Genomic DNA, 10,375 nt, shown 5'->3' on the forward strand with positions numbered 1-10,375 from the left:
AACCGCGAAAGCCGCCGCCAATCAGAAGAGATCGCGATTTTACCTCATTCGCCGCTGCCCTTGTCCCGGCTCGTCACATCGGCTGCGGATGCATCATGAACCAGCCGAGGAAGAAGATTCCCGCGATCACGCAATACACGCCGAACGACGCGAGCTTGCCGTGGCCTTCGAAGTAGCGCATCAGGAAGCGCACGCTCAGATACGCCGCGATGCCCGTCAGCACCCCGCCCAGCACCGAATCGGCGAGTTGTCCCGGCGCGTGAAAGAGCTTCGGCAATTCGAGCACGCCCGCCGCGAAGATGATCGGCGTGCCGAGCAGGAACGAGAATTCCGCCGCCGCTTCAGCCGTGAGACCCGCGCCCACGCCCGCGATCATCGTCAGGCCGCTGCGCGAAAAGCCCGGAATCAGCGCGCCGATCTGCGCGAGCCCGACCAGAAACGCCTGCCTGAACGTGAGCTTTTCCGGCGCCCGCGTCGCGCGGCTTCGCTGCAGACGGTCACCGAGCCACAGCAGCACGCCGTTGACGATCAGCGCCGCCGCGACGATCCGCAGATCGTGAAAGATGGCCTCGAGCCGCTTCTCGAGCAGCAAGCCGACGATGCCCGTCGGAATCGTGCCGATGATGAGCGCCCACATCATGTGCCCATCGTCGTTCTTGCGTCCGCCGAGCGACGCGAGGAAGCCGCGGATCAGCGCGATCCAGCGTTCACGGAAATACCAGAGCAGCGCGACGGCCGTGCCCAGATGCAGCGCGACGAGAAACGGCAGCAGTTGCGGCGCGTGCTTGTCGATGTGCATGCCGATCAGGCCGGGAACGAGGAGCGTGTGCCCGAGGCTGCTGACAGGAAAGAGCTCGGTTACGCCCTGGAGCACGCTTAAGAAAACGAGAAACCACAAAGTCACGCGTCGGTCCTTTTTCGGGGAAGGTGGAGGACGCGCCGTGCAGTTCCATTCCTCGCGTCACGCGAAGCCAAAGATGCCGGACAGGGAATGTGGAACAGGAAGGATGAGTCGATACGGCGCGCAAACGGGACCGATTATGCCGTCGGCTAAATCGAGCGCCAAGCGCTTACCGCACACAAATTGCGCCGACAGTCAATCGTCGGCAAAACGAAGCATTATCGAAAGTCGATGACAGGCAATACGAAAGCGAGCGCGCCTCCGAACGGCACGCGGACTCGCAATTCGGCGATCGCCCGTCAGGCCTTCAGCTTGTAGAGGAAAAGCGCCGTGCTTGCCCCGAAGAGCCCGAACATCGCGACGCCCATTACCATCGCCAGATCCATGGTTACTCCTTGTCCGTCTGATTCCCAACACAGGGAGCATATAACAACATATTGCATAAGCCTTGCTTAGTCGCAATTTCCCGCAAAGGGTTTTTCCGGACAGAATTCCAAGGCAGAATCGTCGGGTTAAGCCGCGTCGCTCAGGAGCGTGCGCGGCGTCTCGCCATCCAACGGAGCGCCTGCCATCATGTCACCGGAATCCGACATCATCGAAATCGAGCGCGACGGCGCCGCCATCGAGCTCGCGCCGCACGCGGGCGGACGCCTCATGACCTGGCGCGTCGGCGGCAAGCCCGTCGTGCACTGGCCCGACGCCGCCGACTGGTCCAATCCCGCGAAGATCCGCGGCGGCAATCCGCTGCTCTTTCCGTTTCTCGGACGGCATTTCGTCGATGGCGAAATCGGCAAGTGGCGCGATCCGGAAGGCATCGTGCATGCGCTGCCGACGCACGGCTTCGCGCGCAACCTGCCCTTTTCCCACACGCGCGACGCCGACGGCCACGGCCTGCGCATGACGCTCGTCGACAGCGACGCAACCCGCGACGGCTATCCGTTCGCGTTCCGCTTCGAGGCGGCGTACCGCATCGTCGACGGCCATACGCTCGAAGTCGAGCTGACGACGTCGAATCCGGGCGAGGTCGCGCTGCCCTACTACGCCGGGCATCACTTCTATTTTCATCTGCCGCACGGCCAGCGCGGCGAGAGCAGCGTCGCGCTGCCGCACACCGAACGGCGCCGTCAGCTTCCGGACGGCTCGATCACCGAAGCCGAGCCCGGCCTGCCGCGTTATTCGCTCGCCGATCCGGGCATCGTCGATACGTTTCATTGCCTCACGCGGCAGTCCGACGAACCGGTGCTGTTGAATCTGCCGGGCCTGAAGCGCACGATCGCCTTCGAGTTGCAGCAGCCCGATTCCGTGCCGTGGTACGCGGTCACGACCTGGACCGAATCCGATGCATCGGACTTCTATTGCGTCGAACCGTGGATCGGCCTGCCCGATGCCATCCACAACGGGCGCGGCCTGCGCTGGCTCGCGCCGGGCAAGACGGAGACGGCTTCGCTGCGGCTCGTCGTCGGCGAGCAGGCGTAGGCGAAGCGGCGTCATTCTGTCCGGGGAAACCCGAGACGGTAAAATCCTGCCTTTCGATTCGCCGCGCGGCTGTGCTCGCACTGCTGGCGGCGATGCTTTGCGAGGTCAGGTTTGCAAAAAATAATTCGACGGCTCGTCTGCGCATCGCTCATCGCAGTGTTGGCCGCTTGTGGAACGGGGCCGGTCGCGCCGGGTTTCTATCGTGTAGAGCGTGGAGACACGGTTTCCAAAATCGCGCGCGAGAATCGCACGACGATCGCGAACATCAAGCGCTGGAACGGGCTCGCGAATCCCGACGCCATCGAGGTCGGACAGGTGCTGCGCATCGCGCCGCCTGCGGGCAGCGCGAGCACCGCGGATTCATCGGGTGCGGCGGCAACGGGCAGCGCGAAGAGCGAAGCCGGCGCGCAGGCGTCCTCGCAGAGCAAGGCCGGACCGGGCGTCACGCTCGTGTGGCCGGCGCAGGGCAGCGTCGTTCGCAGCTTCGACGGCAAGAACTCGAAGGGCATCGACATCGCCAATGCGGCGGGCACGCCCGTCGTCGCCGCCGCGAGCGGCAATGTCGTCTACGCCGGCAACGGTCTGCGCGGCTACGGCAACATGCTGATCGTCAAGCATGACGACGATTATCTGACCGCCTACGCCCACAATCGCGTGCTTCTGGTGAAGGAAGGCCAGACCGTGCAGCAGGGCCAGCAAATCGCCGAAATGGGCGACACCGACAGCAATCGCACCATGCTGCATTTCGAAGTGCGCTACATGGGCCGCTCGACGGACCCGGCGCGCTATCTGCCGCCGCGCTGACAGCCGGCGGCCGCTTTAAGGAAGATCGATGAGATTGACGATGAGGATGAACACTGCCGCGCTCGGCGCGGCTCTCGCGCTCACCGGCGCGCTGGCCGGCTGCGCGAGCGGCCCGACGATGACCTATCTGCCTTCGGGCGACACGGGCTTCGCGATCAACTGCAGCGGCGGCGACGCGGCGACGAGCTGGGCGGCCTGCTACAAGCAGGCGGGTGAAACGTGCGGCGCGTATGGTTACGACGTGATTTCGAAGGATGCCGACAACGGCGCGACCGCAGGCGGCACGGTGGGCGGGATCTTCGGCGCGAACATCAAGAACCGTTCGATGGTGATCCGCTGCAAGCAGTAACGCCCGTCAGCGGTCTTTCGGCGCCCACGTGCGCCAATGCCCCGACAACGGATCGATATGCGCGGCAAACGCCACGAGCGAAGCGACGGCGAGCGGCGCGACAGCAGCAAAAATCCAGAGCAGATCCATGACAGATACATTTTGCAACAAGTTCGGGCGATGATACCCGAGCGGCAAAAGTTTCGTTGGATGAATCCCGCCGAAATCGCCGAAACGGAAAGAGTTACGCATTACGGTTTCTTGCATCCCTGCACGAGGCGCGCCTTGCATCCCGTTACGCACGGAAACAAGCGCATACAGCCGTGACGCGCTCGAATTCCTAGACTGGCGGCAGCCCGTGCCGTATCTCCGCGCGAACGGTTGGCGCGGGTCAGAAGCCCCGGTGCGCCCGCATCGGGGCTTCGTCTTTGCGGGGCTTACTGAGGCTTGGCAGGATCGGAGATCATCGACGGCGGCGTCATGTCCGTCGGCACGCCCTTGTAGTCGGGCGGATCTTTCGGTTCGTGCTTTTGATGGCCAGACTCCGCACAGGCGGCGAGACCGAGCGTGAAGAAAACGGCGCAAGCGAACGCGGAAACAGCGCGCATTGAGACTCCTGGAAGAGCGTAGAAAAGACAAAGGGGTTACAAGCCGTAACTTGTAACCCCTTCGTGTATCGTGGTCGGAGCGAAAGGATTCGAACCTTCGACCCTCTGATCCCAAATCAGATGCGCTACCAGGCTGCGCTACGCTCCGACGAGCCGCAGATTGTAGCGTGCCTGACCCGCGTCCGCAATGCCGAACTCAGGCACGCAACTTTCTGCTGCATCCGAAAGCGAACCTCATCATCCGGAGACAATCGATGAACCTCATTCTCTGGCGACACGCCGAAGCAGAAGATCAGGCGTCGAGCGATCTCGCGCGGCAGCTCACGCCGCGCGGGCGCAAACAGGCGCAAGGCATCGCGAAGTGGCTGAAGGCGCGCATCGACGATGACGCCGTGCTGCTCGCCAGTCCCGCGACGCGCACGATCCAGACGGCCGAAGCCTTCGGCGACCGCTATCGCGTCGTCGACGCGCTCGCGCCCGGCAACGGCGCGCAGGCCGTGCTCGATGCGGCGGGCTGGCCGGACGGCATTGCGGAGACGGTCGTCGTCATCGGGCATCAGCCGACGCTCGGCCGGGTGGCCGCGCTCCTCATGACGGGCCACGAAGCGGATTGGTCGATCAAGAAGTCGGGCATCTGGTGGCTCCAGTCGCGCACGCGCGGCGGCGACGGGCAAAGCGTGCTGCGCGCGGTCATCAATCCGGACCTGCTTCAGGCGTCGTAAGCCCGCGTTCATGCGGATGTCGTTTCATCGAAACGTCATTGCGATGCCATGCGAGCGTCACCGTGCATTACTACATTGGCGAGGACTTGAAGCCACAGCAACGTCCTGTCGAGGAACGCCAATGCAAGAACTGCCGACGCCTTTCCTGCAACTCGGAGCGTCATCGCTCTCGCTCGATTCGCGCCGCCACCTTCCGCGCACGTCGGAAACGAACACGGGCCGCGAGCGCCTGCAAGTCGCGTGGGCGCGCGACGACGACGCCCTGCGCGACGCGCAGCGCCTGCGCTTTCGCGTGTTCTCGGAGGAAATGGGCGCGCGTCTGTCCGGCCCCGCAGGGCTCGACGTCGACGCCTTCGACGCCTATTGCGATCACCTGCTCGTGCGCGATCTCGACACGCTGCAGGTCGTGGGCACGTATCGCGTGCTGCCGCCGCATCAGGCGGCGCGCATCGGGCGTCTCTACGCTGAAAGCGAATTCGACGTGTCGCGCCTCACGCACCTGCGCCCGAAGCTCGTCGAAGTAGGACGCTCGTGCGTGCATCCGGATTATCGCAACGGCGCGGTGATCATGTCGCTGTGGGGCGGCCTCGCCGCGTACATGATGCAAAACGGCTATGAGACGATGCTCGGCTGCGCGAGCGTCGGCATGATCGACGGCGGTCATTACGCCGCGAATCTCTACACGTCGCTACCCGCCGATGCGCTCACCGCCCCTGAGTACCGCGCGTTCCCGCACACGCCGCTGCCCGTCGAGGAGTTGCGCACCGGCGCGAACGTGAGCCCGCCGCCGCTCGTGAAGGGTTATCTGCGGCTCGGCGCGAGGATTTGCGGCGCGCCGGCGTGGGATCCGGATTTCAACACCGCCGACTTCCTCACGCTCTTCCGTCTGTCCGATATCAACGCTCGTTACGCGCGGCATTTCATCGGCGACATGCAGGGACGTTGAAGCCCTGAAACGCAAAAGGCCCCGTCGACTCGACGGGGCCTTCGCTTTTCTCACGACGCGAAAATCAGTCGCCCGTATAGACCACGCGATACGGCCGCCCGATCTTCTCCCATTCCATCGCTTCCTGAACGAGGCTGTAGTCGGTGAGCGGATTGTTCGCCACCCACTCGTTCGGCAGATGCACTTCGAAACCGCCACTCGCCTGCCTCACTTCGATGCCGGGCAGCCCGACATCCGTGCGCCGGCGCGACAGCAGCGCGGCGAGCCGCAGGCAAAACAGCAGCGTCCATTCGACGTCGCGCGCCTGCGCGAGCTTGCCGAGCTTGCCGGCGTGGCCGAGCACGAGCGCGGCGAGACGCGCCTGATCGGTGCGGGAAAACCCCGGCATGTCGGCGTTGCTCGCGATATACGCCGAATGCTTGTGATACGCACTGTGCGCGATCGACAGTCCGATCTCGTGCAGCGACGCGGCCCACGCGAGGAACATGCGGTTCTCCTCGCGCACGTCTTCGTCGGGTTCGCCGAGCTGGTCGTAGAAGCTGATCGCCAGTTCGCCGATGCGCTCCGCCTGCGCGGCATCGACGCCATAACGGCGCTTGAAGCCTTCGACCGTCACCGTCCGCATGTCCTGATGCTGCGAGCGTCCGAGCAGGTCGTAGAGCACGCCGAGGCGCAGCGCGGCATCGGTCGTATCGGCATAGTCGATGCCCAGTTCCTCGAACACGCCGAGCATGATCGACAGCCCGCCCGCCAGCACCGGCACGCGATCGGGCTTCAACGCGACGAGCTTCAGCCGGTTCACGTTCTCGGCCTTGATGAGCGCGCGCTTGAGCTTCTCCAGCCCGCCGCGCGAGATGCCGTGCGTGATGCCTTCGTCGTTGAAGCCGTTCGCCTCGATCAGTTCCGCGAGCGCGCGCGCCGTGCCCGACGAGCCGATCGCCTGATCCCAGCCGGTGCCCTTGTATTCGCTCGAAATGATCTGGATCTCGCGTTTGGCGGCGAGTTCGGCCTGCCGCATCGTGTATTCGTCGACGTTGCCGGCCGGGAAAAACTGGCGGCTATGGCTCACGCAGCCGATATAGAGGCTTTCCATGTGGATCGGCGTGTAATGCGATCCGATGATGAATTCCGTCGAGCCGCCGCCGATATCGACCACGAGCCGCTTGCCCGCGCTCGCCGGCACCGAATGCGCGGCGCCCGCGTAGATGAGGCGCGCTTCCTCGCGCCCGGCGATGACTTCGATCGGAAACCCGAGCGCGGCTTCCGCCTCGGCGAGAAAGTCGGGCGCGTTTTTCGCGACGCGCAGCGTGTTGGTGGCGACGGCGCGCACCTGGTCGGGATGGAAATCGCGCAGACGTTCGCCGAAGCGCTTCAGCGCGTCCCAGCCGCGCACCTGCGATGCGCGGTCGAGCATCTTGTCCTTGGAGAGGCCGCCGCCGAGACGTACGGGCTCGCGCAGCGCGTCGACCTGATAGATCTGGCTGCCGGCGGGCGTTTCCTCGACCCGTCCGACGATCAACCGGAAACTGTTCGATCCGAGGTCGACCGCGGCAAGTAGATGGGGATGTGTGACCATCGGATATCCAGAAATCGTGAAGTGGGGGGAAGCACTGTCACAGCGGCGCTGCTGCAGCGCACGAATTCTATTCTATGCCGGGTTGGCGAGCGGGCCTTGCCGTCCCGTTCGGAACCGCGCGTTTGCGCTGGCAACGCTATCCGCAATGTGAGTAGAATTTGTGACATCCGTTATGTCATAAAAAATACATCATACTGTGAGAGCATCCGAGAGTTCCCTTGCCCATCTGATCGAGACACCTTCCCTCCCTCCGATGTCCATACGCTATCCGCTCTTCAACCGCGAACTGGGCATACTAGGTTTCAACGAGCGCGTCCTCGCGCAAGCCGCCGATACGACGGTTCCCCTGTTGGAACGCCTGCGTTTCATCTGCATCACCAGCAGCAATCTCGACGAATTCTTCGAAGTCCGTATGGCGGGTCTGCAAGAGCAGATGCGCGACAACCCCGGCTCGCTCTCGCCGGATGGCATGTCGCTGCAGCACGTCTACGACCTCGTCTCCGAGCGCGCGCAACGGCTCGTGCGCCAGCAATATTCGATGCTGCATGACATCGTGCTGCCGGCGCTCGAAATGGAAGGCATCTATTTTCACGGCGCGGAGGACTGGACGGAACAGCAGACCGGATGGGCGCGCGACTACTTCTACAACGAACTGCTCCCCGTCCTGACGCCTATCGGGCTCGATCCCGCGCATCCGTTTCCGCGCGTGCTGAACAAGAGCCTGAACTTCGTCGTCGAGCTGGAAGGCACCGATGCCTTCGGCCGTCAGGCGATGATGGGCATCGTGCAGGCGCCGCGCGCGCTGCCGCGGCTCGTTCGCATGCCCGAAGCGCTGTCGGGCTATCCGCATGGTTTCGTGCTGCTGAGTTCGTTCATGCAGCACTTCGTGAACGAGCTGTTTCCGCATCTCGTCGTGCGCAGTTGCAATCAGTTTCGCATCACGCGCAACAGCGAGCTTTTCGTCGATGAGGACGAAATCACCAATCTGCGCGTCGCGCTGCAGGGCGAATTGCCGGCGCGGCATCTGGGCAACGCGGTGCGTCTCGAAGTGTCGGCGGAAACGCCGCCGCATCTCGTGCGGCGTCTGCTCGACGAAGGTCAGCTGAGCGAACGCGATCTGTATCGCGTGAACGGGCCGGTGAATCTCGTGCGGCTCATGCAGTTGCCCGAGATGGTCGATCGACCCGATCTCAAGTTCGTGCCGCATATTCCGTCGGTGCCGAAGGCGATCGTGAACACGTCGAATCTTTTCGATGCGATCGATCAGGGCGATATCCTTTTGCATCATCCGTACGAGAGTTTTCAGCCGGTGCTGGAGCTGCTGCTTCAGGCCGCGAAGGATCCGCAGGTCGTCGCGATCAAACAGACGATTTATCGCACGGGCACCGATTCGCCGCTCATGGATGCGCTGATGCAGGCCGCGCGCAATGGCAAGGAAGTGACGGTCGTCGTGGAACTGCTCGCGCGCTTCGATGAAGAGACGAACATCAATTGGGCGTCGCAGCTCGAAGCGGTTGGCGCGCATGTGGTGTATGGCGTCGTCGGCCATAAGTGCCACGCGAAGATGATGCTGATCGTGCGGCGCGTGTCGCAAGGCGGCAAGTTCGTGTTGAAGCGTTATGCCCATTTGGGCACGGGCAACTATCATCCGCGCACGGCGCGTCTTTATACCGACTTCGGTCTGATGACTTCCGATCAGGAAATGTGCGAGGACGTGCATCACGTCTTTCAGCAACTGACGGGCATTGGCGGAGAGATTCCGCTGCATCAGTTATGGCAATCGCCTTTCACGCTGCATGCGAAGCTGATCGATGCGATCCGCGCCGAGGCCGAGCATGCGCGGGCGGGACGGCGTGCGCGCATCGTCGCGAAGATGAATGCCCTGCTCGAGCCTACGGTTATTGCCGCGCTTTACGAGGCTTCGCATGCGGGCGTGAAGATCGATCTGATCGTGCGCGGGGTTTGTTCGTTGAAGCCCGGCGTCGAGGATCTTTCGGAGAACATTACGGTTCGGTCAATCGTCGGGCGCTTTCTCGAGCATCATCGGATTTTTTACTTCTATGCGAATGGCAGGGAAGATGTGTTTTTGTCGAGCGCTGACTGGATGGATCGCAACTTCTTTCGTCGTGTGGAAGTGGCGTTTCCAATTCGCGATAGGCGGTTGAAGCGGCGGGTTATTGCTGAAGGGTTATCGGTTTGTCTTGGCGATAATCAATCGGCTTGGGTCATGCAGAGCGATGGGCATTATCGGAAGCGCCGTCCGGGTAAGTCTATTCGCAACGCGCAGTTAGGGTTGCTGGCTAAGTTTTGTTCTTGATGTTTTTTGCCCTTTTTCGTGCGTGTTTTCTTCTTCGCTGGATTCGGTATTCGCGTCGGGCTTTGTGCTTGTTCGCTTCCGCTTTCGTGGAATCCTGCGTTCGTGTCGGTCTATTAGCACTGCCCCTGTGCGGGGCGGCAGTCACTTTCTTTGCTGCTGCAAAGAAAGTAACCAAAGAAAGCAGCTACTGATACGCCCGCGGTCACGCGCAATTTGGGTAGTTCTCTCGTCCTAGGTGGCACTCGCCTAACGAGTGCCCTCATCACAATCACCGGGCTTGGCTCGCGTACGGTCTGCCACATCGCACCACACAGCCAACTGGTTCAGCACCAAATAGCTCCAGCCCGCTTCGCGGCCGACGGGTGAAGCGGGTCCGCGCGCGCTTTCTCGCTAACGCTTCAATCGCGTTGCGCCAGCGAATCGTTGGTTTCCCTTGTAGACCCGGCGGCAGCGCGTAGCGCTGGGCCGATGCTATTTCGTGCTGAACCAGTGTCCTCAACACCTTCGGGCGGCAGACCGTGCGCGAGCCAAGCCCGATTAGGTGTTTGAGGGCACTCTTTAGGCGAGTGCCGCCTGTGACGAGAGGACTACCCAAATTGCGTGTGACCGCGGGCCTGAAAAGCTGCTTTCTTTGGTTACTTGTATATTGAATCTGGCGTCCGGAAGCTGATCTCTCCCGTTCGCTCGAAGCGGTAGC

Annotated in this window: 10 protein-coding genes and 1 tRNA gene; 6 read left to right on the top strand and 5 right to left on the bottom strand. The window is 62.7% G+C overall.

Annotated features, from left to right (window positions below; translation table 11 throughout):
- Positions 1-73: 73 nt before the first annotated feature.
- Complete coding sequence (locus NCR93_RS09420) at positions 74-904, bottom strand: undecaprenyl-diphosphate phosphatase (RefSeq protein ID WP_175982539.1); 831 nt, start codon at positions 902-904, stop codon at positions 74-76.
- Between the two features lie 570 nt (positions 905-1,474).
- On the opposite strand from NCR93_RS09420, the gene NCR93_RS09425 reads away from it, so the two are divergent.
- From NCR93_RS09425 to NCR93_RS09435, 3 genes are all read left to right on the top strand, one after another.
- Positions 1,475-2,377 (top strand): aldose epimerase family protein, encoded by a 903-nt coding sequence (locus NCR93_RS09425; RefSeq protein ID WP_175982540.1) that lies wholly within the window; start codon positions 1,475-1,477, stop codon positions 2,375-2,377.
- A gap of 111 nt (positions 2,378-2,488) precedes the next feature.
- Positions 2,489-3,181: a peptidoglycan DD-metalloendopeptidase family protein gene (locus NCR93_RS09430; protein ID WP_175982541.1), complete on the top strand. Its 693-nt coding sequence runs from the start codon at positions 2,489-2,491 to the stop codon at positions 3,179-3,181.
- Between the two features lie 28 nt (positions 3,182-3,209).
- Entirely contained in the window at positions 3,210-3,530 is a 321-nt protein-coding gene (locus tag NCR93_RS09435; RefSeq protein ID WP_175982542.1) for a hypothetical protein, read from the top strand.
- Positions 3,531-3,536: 6 nt separating this feature from the next.
- Here the strand turns inward: NCR93_RS09435 and NCR93_RS09440 are convergent, their stop codons facing one another.
- From NCR93_RS09440 to NCR93_RS09450, 3 genes are all read right to left on the bottom strand, one after another.
- Positions 3,537-3,800, bottom strand: a complete 264-nt coding sequence (locus NCR93_RS09440) for a hypothetical protein (RefSeq protein ID WP_235366331.1) — start codon at positions 3,798-3,800, stop codon at positions 3,537-3,539.
- 146 nt (positions 3,801-3,946) lie between these two features.
- The gene (locus NCR93_RS09445; protein WP_167561874.1) at positions 3,947-4,117 is read right to left on the bottom strand and encodes a hypothetical protein; all 171 of its coding nucleotides are present in this window, start codon (positions 4,115-4,117) and stop codon (positions 3,947-3,949) included.
- A 71-nt stretch (positions 4,118-4,188) separates the two neighbouring features.
- Positions 4,189-4,265 (bottom strand) — tRNA-Pro (locus NCR93_RS09450).
- Positions 4,266-4,371: 106 nt separating this feature from the next.
- On the opposite strand from NCR93_RS09450, the gene NCR93_RS09455 reads away from it, so the two are divergent.
- Positions 4,372-4,839 (top strand): SixA phosphatase family protein, encoded by a 468-nt coding sequence (locus tag NCR93_RS09455; protein WP_034474269.1) that lies wholly within the window; start codon positions 4,372-4,374, stop codon positions 4,837-4,839.
- 121 nt (positions 4,840-4,960) lie between these two features.
- Positions 4,961-5,785: a GNAT family N-acetyltransferase gene (locus tag NCR93_RS09460; RefSeq protein WP_008342022.1), complete on the top strand. Its 825-nt coding sequence runs from the start codon at positions 4,961-4,963 to the stop codon at positions 5,783-5,785.
- Between the two features lie 64 nt (positions 5,786-5,849).
- Here NCR93_RS09460 and ppx read toward each other — a convergent pair whose 3' ends face one another.
- Complete coding sequence (gene ppx, locus NCR93_RS09465) at positions 5,850-7,361, bottom strand: exopolyphosphatase (RefSeq protein ID WP_008342024.1); 1,512 nt, start codon at positions 7,359-7,361, stop codon at positions 5,850-5,852.
- Positions 7,362-7,614: 253 nt separating this feature from the next.
- Between ppx and ppk1 the strand changes: the two genes are divergently transcribed.
- Positions 7,615-9,678: a polyphosphate kinase 1 gene (gene ppk1 / locus NCR93_RS09470; RefSeq protein WP_175982589.1), complete on the top strand. Its 2,064-nt coding sequence runs from the start codon at positions 7,615-7,617 to the stop codon at positions 9,676-9,678.
- The last annotated feature ends 697 nt before the right edge of the window (positions 9,679-10,375 follow it).

Origin of the sequence: Caballeronia sp. ATUFL_F1_KS39, from assembly GCF_023630985.1 — a bacterium.
GTDB lineage: Bacteria > Pseudomonadota > Gammaproteobacteria > Burkholderiales > Burkholderiaceae > Caballeronia > Caballeronia zhejiangensis.